Below are 20,080 nucleotides of genomic sequence, written 5' to 3' on the forward strand. Positions count from 1 at the left end.
ATCGTCGTGGACGAAGCGCACCGGACTTCGGGTCGGATCGGGAAACCGTGGGCCGTTGTCCACGACAACACCCGCATCCCCGCCCTGCGACGGCTCTATGCGCAGGACAGTCCAACTCGCGGTCAGGACCGCAGCTCGAGAAGGGTTCGTTGTCCCCATCGTGGCCGATAGGGTGCTGGTGGAGTGGGGACTGCGTCGGTGCGGCGTGCTGCGGTTTCCCATGAAAACCGGTGGAGTCTCAGCGGCCGGAAGTGGTTGGGTCCTGCTTAATGCTTCGCTGACACGGCCCGGCACAGGGCGAGGCGCAAGGTCCGAGTCGCAGCGCGGTCTCGCCCGCGTGTCGTCGAGTGACGGAGGTTTCGCGGTGGCTGGTTATGGGGCGCTTTCCAACGTATACGAGTGGCTGATCGGGGACGACAGATTGACCCCCGCCAAGGCAGCCGCCGTTTACTACAGCGATGTCGTGGGCTCTGTGCCGCCCAGCGCGCGTGTCCTCGACTGCGCATGTGGAACCGGCCAGCTCGCCGTCGGGCTGGCGAGTCTTGGCCTGGACGTGGTCGCCGCAGACGCCAGCAGTGGGATGGTTCGCCGGACCGAGAAGGTCGCCGACGAGCAGGGTGTCTCGCTTCGAGCCCTCCGCGCGAGCTGGGACGAGTTGCCCGACCACCTGGAGGACTCCACGTTCGATCTGGTGTTCTGCGTCGGCAACTCGCTCGGGCACGCCGAGGGCGCAGCCGGACGCCTGACCGCCCTGGAAGCGATGTCGCGGCTGCTGAATCCGGGCGGACGCCTTGTGCTCCACTCACGCAACTGGGAGCTCGTGCGCTCCGCCGGCTCACGGGTAGACGTCCGTGATCGACTCATCCGCCGCAACGACCGCGATGCGGTCGTCAGCTACTACTGGCAGATCGAGCAGCGCTGGGAGCAGGAACACTTCCTCGAGATCGTAATCGCCCAGATCGAGCCGGATGGGGCAGTGCGAGCCTGCTCGGAGCGGTTGTCCATCTGGCCCTACCGGTACGAGGACCTCGTGGCGCAGTTGCGGAGTGTCGGGCTCACGGTGCAGTCCACCACCTTCGACCCCGAGAGCGATGAATACCTGGTGGTCGCCGGCCGCGACCAGGCGCGAGGCACATCGGAGCCGGCGCCCTGATCCGCCTTTCGTCGTCGCTGCCGACCTGCCAGCTCGAGACCGCCTGCAGCGCCTTCGCGAAGTGTTCAGCGCTTGAAGCGGTTGCTGCGGAAGCGGTCCTTCCTCACCCTGTATCTGACCTGCTCAATCTGAGGTTGGAAACAGCTCAATGCCTGACCTGGCCTTTTGCGACCTTGCAGGTTTTGAAGGAAGCGCTGGACTCAGGTACAGGCACCCACACAGCAGCCTGCTTACGACTTGGTTATGTGGGGGGAGAGGTGAGATGTTTCACGACTAAACGCCTCTGTGATGTGGATCACAGCTGGTGAGCTGTAGCGGCTCCTCACATGTGTGCGGCGCCCTCGAAAGGGGGCGCCGCACACATCGCCCGGCTTCGGGCGGGTGGTGTCACGTCAGGCCGCGCGCGGCCCTGTCTGGTCGTGGAGCGGGGTCACGGGGGCCCGTTCCGTCTCCCTGGTCTTGCCGACCATGGCCCGGTGAGCCCTGATCCACGTGCCGATGTCCTTGAAGCGGCGGGGCGGGTCGTTCTTCAGAGCCCGGACGGCAGCGTCGAGCCACCGCTCGAGTTCGGTCTCCTCCTGGACGTAGCAGGCCCGGAGAAAGGCGAGGGCCTGCGGCGGGTCGACGGGCAGCGTGAGCCCGTCGATGATGCGCTGGGTGGTGCTCTTCGGGAGCGCCCATCCGCCTGCCGTCGCCTGCATCTCGCCGGGGCTCGGGTAACCGGCCCACACGTGCTGGTGGCGCAGCGCGCGTAGGAGGTCCGCGGTGTCGGCGATCAGGGTGGGGTCGGGTGCCGTGTGAACGTAGTACGGGGCCCGGGTGGCGCGGCGGGCCCTGATCCATAGCTCGTGGGCGCGGGCCAGGAGCATCTCGGGGCCGAAGAGGTCGTTCTCGGTGAGGGTGGCGGTGATGAAGTGCTCGATCGTGTCCCAGGCGGGCACGGTCGTGCCGGCGGCGGCGCGCTCGAGGGTGGCCGCCGAGGGCCGGCCGCCGCGGTTCTTGGACATCTGTCGGTAGGTCAGGCCGGCCGCGTGCCGGCGCTCGCGGAGGAACTTTGCGAGCGCCGCGCGTGCGGGAACGGTCTGGTCCACCTCGTTCTCGGGGCGTCCCACGACCGTCACCTCACTCGTCCGAGCTGAAGTACGCCCGGACGGATCGGGCGATCCTGCTGCCCCTGCGGCCCCCGGTCACGACCACCAGGACAACCCCGGCGCCGATCCCGCCCGCGCCCGCCAGGAGCAGCAGGACGTCCTGCACGCTCATCGAGTCCGGGGCGAGAACGGCGGCGGTGACAATGCACGCGATGATGACCAGCGCGTGCGGCATGGCGAACCGGCCGCTCGCCGTGAGCACGGCCGGACCGGCCATGGCGGGCTCGACGGTGGCGGTGCCTGCCGTGACGACGGCGGTGGTGCCAGTCATGACCGGCTCGATAGACGCGGCGCTCGCCGCGACGGTGGTGGGCTTCTTGCCCATGACAAAGACCCCTAACTACCGTCCGGCGACCGCGAGATCGCCGGACGGTGCTACTCGGCTCCAACCGGGTTAGTCCGTTTGTGCGGTCTTCAGGAGTTGGCGCTCCCTACACACAGGTGGACTGCTGCCGCAAGCTTCCCAGGCGCGTAAGGGGTTCTGAGAGTGGGTCAGGCCCTTGATTCACCAACGCACCAAAGCGAACTCGACCCTGAACTGGTAGGTGAAGTCGATGATGAAGTGGGTCAGCAACGGCTTCTCAGAACCGCGATGCAGCCCAACAGTGCAGGTCAGAGCACGTGCGAGGCGCCTACCACGGCATACCGACACCCAAGGATGGGGACAAAAGGGGTGCCTGGAGCAGGTAAGCGCAGGTCAAGGGCCCAGGTGGTAGGCAGTACGCAGCCAAGCAGACGGGACGTTATGCGATGCACATCTCCTACCACCCCTCCTCGGGCGCGCTCTTCGCCTCCCGCGGGCTGACCTGCATTGATTCAATTCCGCACCCGGACTCCTCGGCGTGATCACCGCGCGCCAGGCACACTCATCTCCAGAAGGCGCGCGGTCCAAGGGGGCCCGCCCTCTGCCCTGATTGCTACTGGCTCCAACCGGCGCGAACAGGGAAAAGGGTCCGGATGTTGGCGCATCCACCCGAGTGAAGCCGATCGCCATGCCCGCCCTTCGGGCAGGCATCGGCTTCACCTGCACCAGGACCGATTCCACAACCCCACGAACCCAACCCCGATCCCGCCGAGCTGAAGCGGGTCAACAGGCGCTCAGAAGCGCGACAGCGGCGGTTTGCGCGTCGTCTGGCCATCCCCCAGCCCGGCAGTGAGAGTCACTTCTTGGACACCCTCTGCCGTCCAGTGCCGGCCGACCGACTCCAGGCGGAGCACCGACGCAACTCACCGTCCAGGATCTCGGCGTGCACCACCACGGGCGTCTCGCCCTCAGCAGCGGCCAGCAACCCCCGGAGGTCGCCGACAGTGAGAGGCATAGCTTTCGTCATGCCGCCGGTCTGGACACGCCCCACGTCCCCGTACGGCGCTCTGCGGGACGATCGATGCTTGGGCTACAAAAAGGGGGCCTGGAACGACTGACAGGCGCCCAGAGGGGCGCACAGGGGCTCCTGTCGGCGTACACGTGAACATGCCCAGTCACGTACGGATGATGAATATGCTCACTTGCTGACGTACCAGAGCTTGATCGTGGGCAGTCTGCTGCCGGCCTGTGAAGGGTGGACACAGATCAGATGGAGCCTCGATCCTGGTGCACATCGAGCCCATCACCGCCCACATGAGGATCAACGGCTGGGATGCCGGGGAGAGGAAGCCGCAGGACGTACGCACTGGAGCTGCCTTTCATGGATGTCTCCCAGGACGTCCTCGACTTGGATTTTCACGTCCAGGACCGCGAGCCGCTCCAGCGTTCTAGGGCCGAGGGCCAGGAGTTCCATGCCGTCTTTGCTGGTATTGGTCATCGGTATGGCTGCTCCCCTGCCCAGATGCAGGAGAAAGAAGTCTTCGTTCTTTTCGAGGCCCAATGACGTCAGGGAGGCGACAGCTGCGTGCCACGGCATCCAACCCGGTGCGATGACGCCAGGCGCAGGGCATCGTGCGGAGGTCCGGACCTGGTACTCGACGGAATGAACGGTGCACCTGCCGCCTCCCGCGTTGATGAGGAGCACAGTGCGCCGGGAGTCTTCGAGCCGGCCGCTGTTCGCGGTGCGTGCGGACCAGCTCAGGACGGGGCGCATCGTCTGCGAGAGCTGGGAACGCGTCAGAACGATGCCCGTGAGCAAGGCGACCACGGCCGCACACGTCGAGGCATCGAGCACGGTGAACCGCCACGGCCAGGCACCTCGAACATCGGCATCCAGATTCGACTTAATGATCTCCCATACCAAGTCGGCCAGTGCTAACCCAAGCAGGGCACGTGGCCACCGCAAGGTCCTGCCACTGGTCGCGACACGTCGCTGCTCCCACCGAGACTCCCCCATGTGCCCTCCCGCGCCCGCGCTCCCCAGGCCACCATGCAGGGCGCGACGCAGGGACGCAACGCCGCGTCCAAACCCTCGTGCTCCGCCCCCCGCACGAGGAAAGGGACTGGACAGGGACCCGTAGCAGGCCAGTTCCGGGCACGGTCCAGCCACCACGCTCTCGTGATCGGCGGGTAGGACGACGGAGCCAGCCGCTCTGAGCCAACCTCGAATCCGTATGGTCTCTCGACCGAACCTGCACCAACTCCCACGCGCCGCAGGAAGCGGACTGCGGTGAAGTTCCCTGAACGCACGGGCGGTCGCCGAGAGCGCAGGCAGCGAAACCCATCTCCGCCCCATCCGCGAAGCTCCGGCCGGACTCCTTCCTGGGAAGGAGTCCGGCCTCGAACAACGCTCCACAACGGCCTGAAGACGGAGTCCTCGGTCAGCTTCGGGTGCAGGGGTGCAGCCAGCCGTTCGGGTCGTCGACCTGGCCGTGGTGCAGGTCGGTCAGGCCCTTGCGTAGTGCCATGGTGACCTCGCCGGGCCTGCCGTCGGCGATCGTCCAGTCGCCATCGCGGTCGTGGACGCGGCCGACCGGTGTGACCACGGCGGCAGTGCCGCAGGCGAACACCTCGGTGATCGTGCCGGAGGCGCACTCCGCACGCCACTGCTCCAGCGAGATCCGCTCCTCGCCTGCCCGATAGCCGAGCCGGCGGGCCAGTGTGAGCATGGTGTCGCGGGTGATGCCGGGCAGCAGGGTGCCGGTCAGGCGCGGCGTCACCACCTCGGCGTCCGCGCCCCGGCCGCGGACCAGGAACATGTTCATCCCTCCCATCTCCTCCAGGTAGCGGCCCTCCAGCGCGTCGAGCCAGACCACCTGCTGGCAGCCTGCCGCCTCGGCTTCGCGCTGGGCCAGGAAGGACGGCGCGTAGTTGCCGGCGACCTTGACGTTGCCGGTGCCTCCGGGGAAGGCGCGGCTGTACTCGTGGCTGACGAGGACCGAGACCGACTCGACGTCGTCGCCGAAGAAGCCGCCTGCGACGAAGGCCATCAGCAGGAAGCGGTACGTGCGGGACGGCCGCAGCATCAGCGAGGTGTCGGTGCCGAACATCATCGGGCGGATGTAGATGCTGTGCGACGGGTCGGTGGAGAGGCTGCCCTCGTCCGCGTCGATCAGCTGGTCGATCGCCGCGACGAATGCCTCGACCGGCAGTTCCGGCATGGCCATCCGGCGGCAGGAGCGCTGGAACCGCAGCGCGTGGTCGCCGGGCCGCCAGACGCCCATCGCGCCGTCGGCACGGCGGTGCGCCTTCAGGCCCTCGAAGGCGACCTGGCCGTAGTGGAGGCCGATCATGCCGGGGTGGATGGAGAGGTTCCGCAGCGGAGTGATCTCCGGTGCGGACCAGCCCTCGCCCTCGGTCCAGTCCATGCTGATCATGTGCTCGGTGAACGCTTCGCCGTGGCCGGGGTCGAGCACGACCCGCGACTCGGGGGCGGCGGCGGTCTCGGCGGGGGCGTCGATGCTTATCGTCATGGTGGGCTCCTTGTGACGGGGTTTCGGTGGGTGGGGTGGGGCCGGATCAGACGAGGGGTGCGAAGAAGTAGGTGTCCCGGTCGGCGAACAGGTCGTCCGGGCGGACGGTGAAGCTGTCGGCGAACCGCAGGTCCACCGGGTCGCCGCTGTGCAGCACTCCGTGGAACTCGCCGAAGACGCCGACGAAGGCGCCGTCCACCAGCACGTTGGTCAGCGTGTGGTTGCCGGCTCGGATGGTGCGGTCGCGGCCGTAGAAGCCGAGCAGTCCGGCCGGGCCGACCATCGGCGGGTAGCCGGGGCGGCGGTAGAGCGCGTCGGGGGCGAAGAGCGCGGCCAGGCCGTCGGCGTCGCCGCTGTCCACCAGGTCGTAGAAGCGGCGCACCAGGCGGACCGCTGATTCGGCTTCGACCGGGAGGAGTTCGGGGTTCGTGGTCATGGGGGACCTCCTAGGAGTGTGGGGTGGGGTTCAGTGCGGCGCCGAGCACGCGCGCGATCCTGGCCAGCGGCTCGGGGCGGGTCATCGCTGCATGGGCACAGTCGATCTCGTGCAGGTCGAGCCGGCCGCCGAGGTGCGGCAGCCATGCCTGTGGGGCGGGGGTGTCGGCCGTCCGGTCGCGGGTGGCCCGGAAGAACAGCAGGTCGCCGTCGAAGCGGCCCGGTTCGAAGCCGTCCAGCAGGTTGAGGTTGGCGGCGAAGACCCGGGGCAGGGCGGCGAGCAGTTCGGGGTCCAGGCCGGCGAGCGGGCCGTCGGCGGTGCCGGCCGCGGCGCGGTACTGCGCCGGGGTCGTCAGGGCCGCCTGGTGGCCGGGCAGGTCGTAGCCGAGGGTGTCGAGCAGTGCGGCCAGGGTTTCGCCGTCCTCCGGATCCCAGTGGCGGGCACGCCCGGCGGCCGGCGGGTAGCCGTCCAGTACTGCCAGCAGCGACACCTGCTCGCCGGCGGCCTGCAACTGCGCCGCCATGGTGTGGGCGACCGCTCCGCCGTAGGACCAGCCGAGCAGCCGGTACGGACCGTGCGGCTGCACCCGGCGGATCTCTGCCAGGTACTCCTTCGCCATTTCCTCGACGCTCGCCGGTCCGGACCCCGGTTCGGTGAAACCGCGGGACTGCAGGCCGTACAGCGGCTGCTCGGGGCCGAGGTGGGCCAGCAGGCCCGTATACACCCAGCTGATTCCGGCCGCCGGGTGCACGCAGAACAGCGGGGGCCGGCTGCGGTTGGTGGCGGCGCGCAGCGGCAGCAGCACGGCGAGCGCGTCGGATTCCTCGGGGGTGTCCAGGCGTCGGGCGAGTTCGGCGACCGTGGGTGTCTCGAACAGGGTCCGCAGACCCAGCCGTACGCCGAGCGCGGAGCGGATCCGGCTGACCAGTCTGGTGGCCAGCAGTGAGTGGCCGCCCAGTGCGAAGAAGTCGTGGTCGATGCCGACCGACGGCACCGCCAGCACCTGGGCGAAGATCTCGCAGAGGATCCGTTCGCGGTCGGTGCGCGGTTCCCGGGCCGCCGTCTCGGCGCCGGTCCGTTCGGGCGCGGGCAGCGCCGGGCGGTCGAGCTTGCCGTTGGGTGTCAGCGGCAGCGCGTCCAGGGGGACGAAGGCTGCCGGGACCATGTAGTCGGGAAGCCACTCGGCCGCATGGCGGCGCAGGTCCGCCGGATCGACGGGGCCCGCCGAGGGGACGACGTAGCCGATCAGGTCGGTGCGTTCGCCCGGTCCCTGGTGCACCCGCACGGCGGCTTGGCCCACGCCGGGGTGGCGGGTGAGCACGGCTTCGATCTCGCCGAGCTCGATCCGCAGGCCGCGGATCTTGACCTGGTGGTCGGCCCGGCCGCCGTAGACGAGTGCGCCGTCGGGCCGCCGTCGTACCAGGTCGCCGGTGCGGTACATGCGTTCGCCGGGCTCCCCGAAGGGGCAGGCGACGAAGCGTTCGGCGGTCAGGCCCGGCCGGTGCAGGTAGCCGCGGGCCAGGCCGGGGCCTGCCAGGTAGAGCTCGCCGGTGGCGCCGACGGGTACCGGTGTCAGGTGCGCGTCCAGTACGTAGGCCCGGTTGTTGTCGGTGGGCCGGCCGATCTCCGGCAGCGGGGCGCCGGGGGCCGGTTCCGGCGCCACGTCGGCGGATGTCGCGGTGACGGTGAACTCGGTGGGCCCGTACTGGTTGGACATCCGGAACGGGGTGTCACGGCGCGGTCGGCGGCGCAGTGTGTCGCCGCCGCATTGGACCAGCCGCAGTGCGCCGGGGCGGGCCATCAGGTCGTCGAGTGCGGCCTCCAGCCGTGGCGTCGGCATGTAGCAGACGCTGATGCGGGCCTCGGCGATCCAGGCGGCCAGGGCCTCGGCGTCGTCCAGTAGTCCCGGTTCGGGCAGGCAGATGGTGCCACCGGCCGTGAGCACGGACCAGAGTTCCTGCACCGAGCCGTCGAAACCCGCCGCGGCGAGCTGGCTGGCGCGGTCGGCCGGGGTGAGCCGGTAGTCGCGGCGCAGCCAGCCGGTCAGGTTGCGCAGGCCGCCGTGTTCACAGACCACGCCCTTCGGCCGGCCGGTGGAGCCGGAGGTGTAGATCACGTAGGCCGCGTCGCGCTCGGTCAGGGTGACCGCGGGCGCGGTGGTCGGCCGGGCCGCGACGGCGGCGCGGGCGGTGTCCAGCCGCAGTACGGTGGCGTTGGTCTTCGGCAGCCGGACTGCCGGTCGGCTGTCCGTCACCAGGACGGCGAGCCCGGCGTCCTCGGCCATGAAGGCGATCCGCTCGGTCGGATGCGTGGCGTCGAGCGGCAGATAGGCGGCGCCGGTCTTGAGTATGGCGAGCAGGGTGATGATCTGGTCGGGACCGCGGTCCAGGCAGACGCCCACCCGTGTTCCCCGGCCGGCGCCGAGGGCGATGAGGTGGTGGGCCAGCCGGTTGGCGCGGGCGTCGAGTTCGGCGTAGCCGAGGATGGTGCCGCCGGACTCGACCGCGGGGGCGTCCGGGGTGGCGCGGGCCTGGGCGGCGACCGCCTGGTGCACCAGCTTTCCGTCGGCGGAGTCGGTGCTGACACCGTGCCAGCGGTTGAGCAGGTCGTCGTGTTCGGTGTCGGTGAGCAGCGTCAGTCGGCTGACCGGGTGGCCGGGTTCGGCCAGTGCCGAGTCCAGCAGCCGTAGCAGCTGGTCCAGCAGCCGCCGTACCGAGCCGGGGTCCAGCAGGTCGGTGGCGAAGTCGGCGTTCAGCCGGAGCCCGGCCGGTGTGCCGTCGGCCCGGCTCTCGCTGATGGCCAGCGTCAGGTCGAACTTCGCCGCGTCGGTGCCCACCGGCACCGGCACGGCGGCCAGCCCGGGGAACTCCGGGCCGGATCCTTCGCCGGACTGCTGGGTCAGCAGCATGATCTGGAACAGCGGGTGGCGGGAGAGGCTGCGGTTCGGGTTGAGCTCTTCGACCAGCCGCTCGAACGGCACGTCCTGGTTGGCGTAGGCGTCCAGGTCCGCTTCTCTCACCCGGTCGACCAGTTGGCGGAACGTCGGGTCGCCGGAGACGTCGGTGCGCAGTACGAGGGTGTTGACGAAGAACCCGACCAGGTCCTCCAGCGCCTCCTCGGTCCGGCCGGCGGTGGCGGTGCCGATCGCGATGTCGGTGCCCGCGCCGAGTCGGCTGAGCAGGGCGGCGAAGGCGGCCTGGATCACCATGAAGACGGTGGCTTGCTGCTCGCGGGCGAAGGTGAGCAGCCGGGCGTGCAGCTCGGGGCTGCTGGTCCGGGCGACGGCTGTGCCTTTGTAGGTGGGGGCGGCCGGGCGGGGCCGGTCCAGCGGGAGCGGTATCTCCTCGGGCAGGCCGTCCAAGGCGGTGCGCCAGAAGGCGAGTTGCTGGGCGAGTGGGCTCTGCGGGTCGTCGGCCTCGCCCAGCAGCTCGTGCTGCCAGAGGGTGTAGTCGGTGTACTGGACGGGCAGCGGTTCCCAGTCCGGTGCTGCTCCGGTGCCGGTGCGGGCGGCGTAGGCGGTGGCCAGGTCGCGGACCAGCAGGCCGAGGGACCAGCCGTCGGTGGCGATGTGGTGCATGACGAGCAGCAGCACCTGATCCTGGGGGCCGACCTGGAACAGGTGGGGGCGCACCGGAAGTTCGCTGCCGAGGTCGAAGGTGAGGTTGCAGGCGCCGGCGAGCTCGGCGGTCAGCTCTGCCTCGGCGCACTCGTGCATGGTCCAGTCGGGCTGGGCCTCGCCGACGGCGAGCACGTGTTGCAGTGGCTCGCCGTCCACCTCCTGGTAGGTGGTGCGCAGCGCCTCGTGCCGGTCGATCACGTCCGTGAGCGCGTGCCGCAGCGCGGCGGCGTCCAGGTCGCCGCGCAGTCGTAGCGCGTAGGGCAGGTTGTAGGCCGAGCTCCGCCCCTCGACCTGCTCGTGGAACCACAGACGGGCCTGGGCGTAGGACAGCGGGATCACGAGTTCTTCTCCTTCGACCGGGCGCGCAGCGCGGGCCGGGCGCGGCCGGCGGTGCCGAGGCGGGTGACCAGGGTGGCGACGGTGGGTGACTCGAAGACGGTCTTGATGGTCAGTTCGGCGCTCATGACCGAGCGCACCCGGCTGATGAGCCGGGTGACCATCAGGGAGTGGCCGCCGAGGTCGAAGAAGTCGTCGTCGATGCCGACCGACTCCAGTCCGAGGATTTCGGCGAACAGGCCGCAGAGCTTCTCCTCGCGCTCGTCGCGCGGGGCCCGGCCGGCCTCGCGCGGTGTCGGACCGGGTACGGGCAGGGCGCGGCGGTCGAGCTTGCCGGTCGGGGTCATCGGCAGAGCGTCCAGGACCACAACCGCGGACGGCACCATGTACTCCGGCAGCTGCTGGGCCACGTGGGCCCGTACCGCGGACGCGTCGATCCGCACCCCGGGCTCGGCCACCGCGTAGGCAACGAGCCGCTTGTCACCCGGCCGGTCCTCACGTACCACCACGGCCGACTGCACCACACCGGGATGGGCACCGACGACCGACTGCACCTCGGCGGGCTCGACCCGGAAGCCACGGATCTTCACCTGATCATCGGCCCGGCCCAGGAACTCCAACGTGCCATCGGCCCGCCAGCGCACCAGATCACCGGTCCGATACATCCGCTCACCCGAACCACCGAACGGGCAGGCAACAAACCGCTCAGCCGTCAGACCCGGCTGCGCAACGTAACCATGCGCCAGACCGACACCCGACATGTAGAGCTCGCCCACCACGCCGGGCGCGACCAGCCCGAGCCTGTCGTCCAGCACCCAGAGCCGCTTTCCGTTCAGCGAGCGGCCGACCGGGATGGAGGGGTGCGAGCCGTCGGCCGGAGTGATCTCGTGCGCGACCGTGAAGATCATCGACTCGGCCGGTGAGTAGCCGTTGACCAGCCGGATCCGGGGGAAGTCCCGCAGCAGTCGCATCACGTGGGCCACCGAGGCGGCCTCGCCGCCGGTCATCACCTGGCGCAGGCCGGTGAAGGCGGCCGGATACTCGTCCAGCAGGAAGTTCAACAGGCTGGCCGAGACGTGCATGGTGGTCACCGCGTGCTCGCGGACCAGTGCCGCGATCACTGCTGGTTCCGGGCGCTGGCCGGGTTGCAGTACGCAGGTGCCGCCGGAGAGCAGCGGGCCGAAGAGCTCCAGGGCGAAGGCGTCCCAGGAGACCGGGGCGCACTGCAACCACACGTGGCCGGGGCCGAACTCCGCGAAGTCCTGCCCCAGCAGCGTCCCGACGATCGCCCGGTGCGGGGCGACCACGCCCTTCGGCCGACCAGTGGAGCCGGACGTGAACATCACGCACGCCGCGTCGTCCGGACCGGCGACCGGGTCCGGACCGTGCGCGGGCCGCGCCGCGATCGCCTCGGCGTCACGGTCCAGGACCACCTCGGCGACCCCGGGCAGGCGGCCGGACAGGCCGTCGCGGGTGATCACCAGCCGGGCGGAGGTGTGGGCCAGTACGCTCGCGATCCGCTCGGCCGGGAAGTCCGGATCGAGCATCGTGTAGGCGCCGCCCGCCTTGAGCACGGCGAGCACCGCGACGACCAGGTCGATACCCCGCTCCAGATACACCCCGACCACGTCACCCCGGCCGAGACCGGCCTCGGCGAGATGGTGGCCGAGCCGGTTGGCGCGCTCCTCCAACTCCGCGTAGCTGACGCGCTGTTCGCCGAAGACCAGCGCGGTCGCAGCGGGCCGTGTCTGCGCCTGCTCCTCGACCAGTTGGTGCACGGGTCGGTCGGCCGGGTGCCGCGCCGGTGCGCCGCTCCACTGTTCCAGCAGGGTCCGGCGCTCGGCTCCGGTCAGCACGTCGAGTCGGCTCATCGGCGTCTCGGGTGCCGCTGTCGCGCGGTCCAGGAGGCGGATCAGACGGTTGGTCAGGTCGAGGACGGTGGACTGTTCGAAGAGGTCGGCGGCGTAGTCGACGGTGAACTGGAGCGCGCCGGTGGCGGGCTGTTCGGTGGCCGCGATGGTCAGGTCGAACTTGACGCTGTCGACGGCCGCGCCGAGCAGTTCGGCCTCCAGGCCGGCCAGGCCGAGCCGGGCGGCGCTGTTGTTCTGCACCACCAGCATGATCTGGAACAGCGGGTGGCGGGAGAGCGTGCGGACCGGGTTGAGCTCCTCGACCAGGCGCTCGAACGGCACGTCCTGGTTGGCGTACGCGTCCAGGTCCGCTTCCCGGACCCGGCCGAGGAGTTCTCGGAAGGTCGGGTCGCCGGACACGTCCGAGCGCAGCACCAGGGTGTTGACGAAGAAGCCCACCAGGTCGTCGGCCGCCTCGTCGGTGCGGCCGGCCACCGGAGTGCCGAGCGGGATGTCGGTGCCGCCGCCGAGGCGGGAGAGCAGCGCCGCCAGGCCGGCCTGGAGCACCATGAACAGCGTGCTCTGGTTCGACCGGGCGAAGGCCAGCAGCCGGTCGTGCAGCTCCGCGTCGACCGGTACGGCGACGGAGCCGCCGCGCTGGGTCGGCGTGGCCGGGCGCGGCCGGTCCGTGGGGATCGCGAGTTCCTCCGGGAGGCCGGCCAGCGCGTCGCGCCAGTGGGCGAGTTGCCGGGAGAGCAGGCTCTGCGGATCGTCCGCCGAGCCCAGCAGGTCCTGCTGCCAGAGGGTGTAGTCGGCGTACTGCACCGGAAGCGGCTGCCAGTCGGGGGCCTCGCCGGTGCTGCTGCGGGCGGCGTAGGCGGTGGCCAGGTCGCGGATCAGGGGGTCCAGCGACCAGCCGTCGCTCGCGATGTGGTGCATCACCAGGGAGAGCACGTGGTCCTGCTCGCCGAGGCTGAACAGGTGCGCCCGCAGCGGCGGCCGGGCCGAGAGGTCGAAGCTCTGGTTCGCCGCCAGGGCGAGCACGCCTGCCAGTTCCTCCTCGGTGCAGGCGGCTTCCTGCCAGGGCAGGTCGGCCTCTGCGGGTGCCAGGATCCGCTGGTACGGTTCGCCGGCCCATTCCTGGAACACCGTGCGCAGTACCTCGTGCCGGGCGGTGACGTCGGTGACGGCCGATCGCAGCGCCGCGGTGTCCAGTGCTCCGCGCAGCCGCATGGTGACCGGCACGTTGTAGGCCGCGGTCTGCTTCTCCATCTGCCCGAGGAACCAGAGGCGCCGCTGGGCGAAGGAGAGCGGCAGCCGTTCGGGCCGTACCGCCGGGCGCAGCGCCGGGCGGGCGCCGTTGGCCTGCTCGACCAGTGCGCCGAGCCGGGCCACGGTCGGGGCCTGGAACAGGTCGCGGATGCCCATTTCCACGCCGAGCACCGGGCGGATCCGGCTGATGAGCCGGGTGACGAGCAGGGAGTGGCCGCCGAGGTCGAAGAAGTCGTCGTCGATGCCGACCGACTCCAGTCCGAGGATTTCGGCGAACAGGCCGCAGAGCAGTTCTTCCTTGGCGTTGCGCGGTGCGCGGCCGCCTTCGCGCGGCGCGAAGTCCGGTGCGGGCAGGGCGCGGCGGTCGAGCTTGCCGGTCGGGGTGAGCGGCAGGGCGTCCAGGATTACGACGGCGGAGGGCACCATGTACTCGGGCAGGCGCTGGGCCACGTGGGCCCGTACCGCGGACGCGTCGATCCGCACCCCTGATTCGGCCACCGCGTAGGCGACGAGTCGCTTGTCACCCGGCCGGTCCTCACGTACGACCACGGCGGACTGCACCACACCGGGATGGGCACCGACGACCGACTGCACCTCGGCGGGCTCGACCCGGAAGCCACGGATCTTCACCTGATCATCGGCCCGGCCCAGGAACTCCAACGTGCCATCGGCCCGCCAGCGCACCAGATCACCGGTCCGGTACATCCGCTCACCCGGACCACCGAACGGACAGGCAACAAACCGCTCAGCCGTCAGACCCGGCTGCCCAACGTAACCATGCGCCAAGCCGACACCCGACATGTAGAGCTCACCGGCCACTCCGGGGGCGACCAGGCCGAGGCCGTCGTCCAGTACCCAGAGGCGCTTGTTGCCGAGCGGGCGGCCGACCGGGATGGAGGGGTGCGAGCCGTCGGCCGAAGTGATCTCGTGCGAGACGGTGAAGATCATCGATTCGGCGGGGGAATAGCCGTTGATCAGCTTCAGTCCGGGGAACCGCTCGACCAGGCGCATCACGTGGGCCACCGAGGCGGCCTCGCCGCCGGTCATCACCTGGCGCAGACCGGTGAAAGCGGCCGGATACTCGTCCAGCAGGAAGTTCAGGAGGCTGGCCGAGACGTGGAGCGAAGTGACGTTCCGTTCGGCGACGAGGGCGGCGATGGCCGCGGGTTCGGGGCGCTGGCCGGGTTGCAGTACGCAGGTGCCGCCGGAGAGCAGCGGGCCGAAGAGCTCCAGCGCGAAGGCGTCCCAGGAGACCGGGGCGCACTGCAACCAGACCTGTGCCTCGTCGAAGTCGGCGAAGTCCTGCCCCAGCAGCGTCCCGACGATCGCCCGGTGCGGGGACAGCACACCCTTCGGCAGTCCGGTGGAGCCGGAGGTGAACATCACGCACGCCGCGTCGTCCGGACCGGCGACCGGGTCGAGGTCGGCTGCGGAGCGCGCCGCGATCGGTGCCGCGTCCGCCGCGATGTCCACCTCCTGGTGGCCGCCCGGCAACCGTCCGGCGTATTCGCCGGCGGTGATCACCAGCCGGGCGGAGGTGTGGGCCAGTACGCTCGCGATCCGCTCGGCCGGGAAGTCCGGATCGAGCATCGTGTAGGCGCCGCCCGCCTTGAGCACGGCGAGCACCGCGACGACCAGGTCGATACCCCGCTCCAGATACACCCCGACCACGTCACCCCGGCCGAGACCGGCCTCGGCGAGATGGTGGCCGAGCCGGTTGGACCGTGCGTTGACCTCGGCGTAGGTCAGTTCGATGTCCTGGAACACCAGCGCCGTGGCCTTTGGTGTGCGGGCCGCCTGCTGCTCGAACAGCTGGTGGATGCAGAGGTCGGCGGGGAAGTCGACGGCGGTGTCGTTCCAGTCCACCAGCAGGGCCTGGCGTTCGGCCGCGGAGAGCACCTCCAGCCGGCTCACCGGGACGTCCGGCTCGTCGAGCTGCCCCTCCAGCAGGCGGACCAGGCGGTCCAGGATGACCTCGACCGAGCCGCGGTCGAACAGGTCGGTGGCGAACTCGACCATGGCGGTCAGGCCGGCCGGAGCGCCGTCGGAGCCGAAGGTCTCGGTGAAGCCGAGGGTCAGGTCGAACTTCGCGGTGCCGGTGGTGACCGGGCTGATCTCCGCGTCCAGACCGGGCAGGTGCAGCTTCGCCTCGGCGTTGTTCTGCACCACCAGCATGATCTGGAACAGGGGGTGGCGGGAGAGCGTGCGGACCGGGTTGAGCTCCTCCACCAGGCGCTCGAACGGCACCTCCTGGTGTGCGTAGGCGTCCAGGTCGGTGTCCCTGACCCGGGCCACCAGTTCGCGGAAGGTCGGGTCGCCGGACACGTCCGAGCGCAGTACCAGGGTGTTGACGAAGAACCCGACCAGGTCCTCCAGCGCGTCGTCGGTGCGACCGGCGGTCGGCGTGCCGACGGGGATGTCGGTGCCGGCGCCGAGCCGGTGCAGCAGACCGGCGAGCGCCGCCTGCATCACCATGAACAGGGTGGCCTGGTTGTCGCGGGCGAAGGCCAGCAGCCGCCGGTGCAGGTTCTGGCCGAGCCCGACGGTGGTGACCTGGCCGCGGTAGGTCGGGACGGCGGGTCGGCTGCGGTCCGACGGCAGCCGCAGCTCCTCCGGGAGGTCGGCCAGCGCTTCGCGCCAGTAGGAGAGCTGCTGGGAGAGCAGGCTCTGCGGATCGTCCGCGGAGCCCAGCAGGTCCTGCTGCCACAGGGTGTAGTCCACGTACTGGACCGGAAGCGGCTCCCACTGCGGCGCGGCACCGTCGCAGCGCGCGGTGTAGGCGGTCGCCAGGTCGCGCATCACCGGGCCCAGTGACCAGCCGTCGCTGGCGATGTGGTGCATCACCAGGAGCAGTACGTGCTCCTCGGCGCTGATCGAGAAGATGTGCGCCCGGATCGGCAGTTCCACCTTCAGGTCGAAGGCGTGCCGGGATGCGGTGTCCAGTTCCAGCGGCAGCTCGGCGACGTCGGTCGCCAGCGTGGTGACGATCGGCCGTGCCACTCCGGGCGGCAGTACCCGCTGGTAGGGCTCGCCGTCGATCTCCAGGATCACCGTGCGCAGCGCCTCGTGCCGCCCGACGACGTCGGAGACGGCGCTGTGCAGCGCGGCCACGTCGAGCCGGCCGTGCAGCCGGATCGTGTGCGCCACGTTGTAGGTGCTGTTCGGGCCCTCCATCTTGTTGAGGAACCACAGCCGCCGCTGGGCGTACGACAGCGGGATCTCCTCCGGCCGCTCCATCACGGACGATGCCTTCCTGGCTCGTTGGGCGTTGCGGATGCGGGGAGCGAGGCCCCCCGCGGTGGGTGCTTCGAACAGGTCGCGTACGGACAGCTCGACGCCGGCGGTGGAGCGGGTGCGGGCGCTCAGGCGGGCGGCCAGCAGCGAGTGCCCGCCGAGGTCGAAGAAGCTGTCGTCCGCGCCGACCCGGTCCACGCCGAGGATCTCGGCGAACAGGCCGCAGAGCAGCTCCTCCTCCGGGTCGCCGGGCGCGCGGTAGGCCGCGCCGGAATCGAGCTCGGGCGCGGGCAGGGCCCTGCGGTCGAGCTTGCCGGTCGGGGTCATCGGCAGCGCGTCCAGAAGCACCACGGCGGCGGGCACCAGGTGGTCGGGCAGCCGTTCGGCCAGGTAGGCGCGCACGGCCCTGGGATCGGTTCCCGTACCGCCGACCGCGTAGGCGACCAGTCGTTTGTCGCCGGGCCGGTCCTCGCGCACCACCACCGCCGAGCGGACCAGGCCCGGGTAGGCGTCCAGCACGGCCCGCACCTCGCCGGGCTCGATGCGGAAGCCGCGGATCTTCACCTGGTCGTCGGCCCGGCCCAGGTACTCCAGGGTGCCGTCGGCGCGTCGGCGGGCCAGGTCGCCGGTGCGGTACATGCGGGTGCCCGGTCCGCCGAACGGGCAGGCGAGGAACCGCTCGGCGGTCAGCCCGGGCTGACCGGTGTAGCCGTGTGCCAGCCCGGTGCCGGACAGGTACAGCTCGCCGGCCACGCCGGGGGGCACCAGCCGCAGGGCCTCGTCCAGCACCCAGGACTGCTCGTTGTTCAGCGGCCGGCCGATCGGGATGGCGGGCCGGTCCCGGTCCGCTGCGGTGATCGGGTGCGTGACGGCGAAGATCATCGCTTCCGCCGGGCCGTAGCCGTTCACCAGCCGCAGCCCCGGGAACTCCCGTACGAGCCGCAGTACGTGGGCCGGCGAGGCCGCCTCGCCGCCGGTGGTGACCTGTGTGAGCGTGCTGAAGACCGCCGGGTACTCGTCGAGCATGAAGTTGAGCAGGCTGGCCGAGAAGAAGACGGAGGTGACGCCCTGCGCGACGATCAGGGCGGCAATGGTGGCGGGTTCGGGTCGCTGGCCGGGTTGCAGCACGCAGGTGCCGCCGGAGACCAGCGGGCCGAAGAGCTCCATCGCGAAGGCGTCCCAGGAGACCGGGGCGCACTGCAACCACACGTGGCCGGGGCCGAACTCCGCGAAGTCCTGCCCCAGCAGCGTCCCGACGATCGCCCGGTGCGGGGCGACCACGCCCTTCGGCTGTCCGGTGGAACCGGAGGTGAACATCACGCACGCCGCGTCGTCCGGACCGGCGACCGGACCGAGACCGTGCGCGGGCCGGGCCGCGATCGCCTCGGCGTCGGCGTCCACGCAGACCACCGTGCGGCCGGGCCAGGTCGGCCGGCCGGCCGTCGTCGCGCGGCTCAGCACCAGCTTCGCGCCGACCCGGTCGACCAGCTGCGCGACGCGCTCCGCCGGGAAGTCCGGGTCGAGTACGGTGTAGGCGCCGCCGGCCTTGAGCACGGCAAGCAGGGCCACCACCATGTCGATGCCGCGCTCCAGGTGGACGCCGACCACGTCGCCGCGGCGCACGCCGGCCCGCACCAGGTGGTGGCCGAGCCGGTTCGCACGGTCTTCCAACTCCGCGTAGCGAACGCGCTGTTCACCGAAGACGAGCGCTGTCGAGGACGGGGTCCGCCGCGCCTGACGCTCGAACAGTTCGTGCAGCGCCGAGTCGGCCGGGTACTCCGCGGGCCGGCCGTTCCAGCTGCCGAGCAGGGCCCGGCGCTCGTCCGCCGAGAGCACCTCCAGGCGCCCCAGCGGTACCTCGGGCCGGTCCAGGGCAGCGGCCATGAAGGCGAACAGGCGTTCCGTCAGTGCCGCCACGGTGTCCCGGTCCAGCACGTCGGTGGCGTACTTCATGGTGACGCCGATGCCGTCCGGCGCGCCGTCCGCGCTGTGGCGCTCGGCGAGCTCCACGATCAGGTCGAACTTGGCGACGTCCAGGTCGATCACCTCGACCTCGGCGCGCAGACCGGGGAAGTCCGGACGGCTCGCCGCGTTGTTCTGCAGCAGCAGGAGGACCTGGAAGAGGGGGTGGCGGGAGAGCGAGCGGTCCGGGTTGAGCTCCTCCACCAGACGCTCGAACGGCAGGTCCTGGTGTGCGTAGGCGTCCAGGTCGAAGGCCCGGACCCGGTCGAGGAGCTCGCGGAAGCCCGGGTCGCCGGAGACGTCGGTCCGCAGCACCAGGGTGTTGACGAAGAACCCGACCAGGTCCTCCAGCGCCTCGTCGGTGCGGCCGGCCACCGGAGTGCCGAGCGGGATGTCGGTGCCGGCGCCGAGGCGGCTGAGCAGCCCGGCCAGCGCGGCCTGCACAACCATGAAGAGGGTCGCATCGTGGTTCCGGGCGAACTCGGTGAGCCGGCGGTGCAGCTCCGGCTCGATCCGGTGGGTCAGCACCTCACCGCGGTAGGACGGCGCGGCCGGGCGCGGCCGGTCCAGCGGCAGTTCGAGTTCCTCCGGCAGGCCGGCCAGTGCCTCCCGCCAGAAGTCGAGTTGCCGGGACAGCAGGCTCTGCGGCTGGTCCGCCGAGCCGAGCAGTTCCTGCTGCCAGGCGGCGTAGTCGGCGTACTGCACCGGAAGCGGCTGCCACGCCGGCTCCGCTCCCCCGCACCGGGCCGTGTAGGCGGCGGCCAGGTCGTGCAGCAGCGGGCGCAGCGACCAGCCGTCGGCGGCGATGTGGTGGATCACCAGCAGCAGCGCGTGGTGCTCGGGGCCGACCCGGAACAGCTCGGCCCTCAGGGGCAGTTCGGCCGCCAGGTCGAAGCCGTGGGTCGCGGCGGCGGCCAGTGCCGCCTCCAGCCGCGCCTCGGTGACCTCGGTGACCGCCCAGGGCACCTCGGCGTCGGAAGGATCCAGCACCTGCTGCCGGGGGCTGTCGTCCAGCTCCGGGTAGACGGTGCGCAGGGCCTCGTGCCGGGTCAGTACGTCCGAGAGCGCGGCGCGCAGGGCGTCGGGGTCGAGCGGGCCGCGCAGTCGGACGGTCAGCGGAACGTTGTATGTCGGGCTCGGGCCCTCGACCTGGTTGAGGAACCAGAGCCGGGCCTGTGCGAAGGACAGGGGAATCATCGGGCCTCCCGGAGCAAGGGCGTTCGACCGTGC

Annotated in this window: 8 protein-coding genes; 1 reads left to right on the plus strand and 7 read right to left on the minus strand. The window is 70.8% G+C overall.

Translation table 11 applies throughout. The features are described from left to right. Positions 1–364: 364 nt before the first annotated feature. On the plus strand, positions 365–1,153 hold the full coding sequence (locus AB0L33_RS34155; protein WP_365687557.1) for a class I SAM-dependent methyltransferase: 789 nt from the start codon (positions 365–367) through the stop codon (positions 1,151–1,153). 392 nt (positions 1,154–1,545) lie between these two features. Here the strand turns inward: AB0L33_RS34155 and AB0L33_RS34160 are convergent, their stop codons facing one another. From AB0L33_RS34160 to AB0L33_RS34190, 7 genes are all read right to left on the minus strand, one after another. Further along, complete coding sequence (locus AB0L33_RS34160; protein ID WP_365687559.1) at positions 1,546–2,265, minus strand: hypothetical protein; 720 nt, start codon at positions 2,263–2,265, stop codon at positions 1,546–1,548. A gap of 10 nt (positions 2,266–2,275) precedes the next feature. Further along, positions 2,276–2,629 (minus strand): hypothetical protein, encoded by a 354-nt coding sequence (locus AB0L33_RS34165; RefSeq protein ID WP_365687560.1) that lies wholly within the window; start codon positions 2,627–2,629, stop codon positions 2,276–2,278. A gap of 1,300 nt (positions 2,630–3,929) precedes the next feature. Continuing rightward, positions 3,930–4,532, minus strand: coding sequence for a hypothetical protein (locus AB0L33_RS34170; protein WP_365687562.1), 603 nt, complete (start codon positions 4,530–4,532; stop codon positions 3,930–3,932). Between the two features lie 517 nt (positions 4,533–5,049). Beyond that, complete coding sequence (locus tag AB0L33_RS34175; protein ID WP_365687564.1) at positions 5,050–6,141, minus strand: branched-chain amino acid aminotransferase; 1,092 nt, start codon at positions 6,139–6,141, stop codon at positions 5,050–5,052. Between the two features lie 46 nt (positions 6,142–6,187). Next, the gene (locus AB0L33_RS34180; protein ID WP_365687566.1) at positions 6,188–6,577 is read right to left on the minus strand and encodes a nuclear transport factor 2 family protein; all 390 of its coding nucleotides are present in this window, start codon (positions 6,575–6,577) and stop codon (positions 6,188–6,190) included. 10 nt (positions 6,578–6,587) lie between these two features. After that, positions 6,588–10,535 (minus strand): amino acid adenylation domain-containing protein, encoded by a 3,948-nt coding sequence (locus AB0L33_RS34185; protein ID WP_365687567.1) that lies wholly within the window; start codon positions 10,533–10,535, stop codon positions 6,588–6,590. Then, entirely contained in the window at positions 10,532–20,047 is a 9,516-nt protein-coding gene (locus AB0L33_RS34190) for an amino acid adenylation domain-containing protein (protein ID WP_365687569.1), read from the minus strand. The genes AB0L33_RS34185 and AB0L33_RS34190 overlap by 4 nt, the downstream gene beginning before the upstream one ends. Between the last annotated feature and the right edge of the window lie 33 nt (positions 20,048–20,080).

The organism is Streptomyces sp. NPDC052299 (genome assembly GCF_040679335.1).
Classification (GTDB): domain Bacteria; phylum Actinomycetota; class Actinomycetes; order Streptomycetales; family Streptomycetaceae; genus Streptomyces.

What these genes read in the sequence shown, in the direction of transcription:
- AB0L33_RS34165 (WP_365687560.1), bottom strand. Translation starts at nt 2,629, where the DNA reads ATGGGCAAGAAGCCCACCACCGTCGCGGCGAGCGCCGCGTCTATCGAG.
- AB0L33_RS34175 (WP_365687564.1), bottom strand. Translation starts at nt 6,141, where the DNA reads ATGACGATAAGCATCGACGCCCCCGCCGAGACCGCCGCCGCCCCCGAG.
- AB0L33_RS34180 (WP_365687566.1), bottom strand. Translation starts at nt 6,577, where the DNA reads ATGACCACGAACCCCGAACTCCTCCCGGTCGAAGCCGAATCAGCGGTC.
- AB0L33_RS34190 (WP_365687569.1), bottom strand. Translation starts at nt 20,047, where the DNA reads ATGATTCCCCTGTCCTTCGCACAGGCCCGGCTCTGGTTCCTCAACCAG.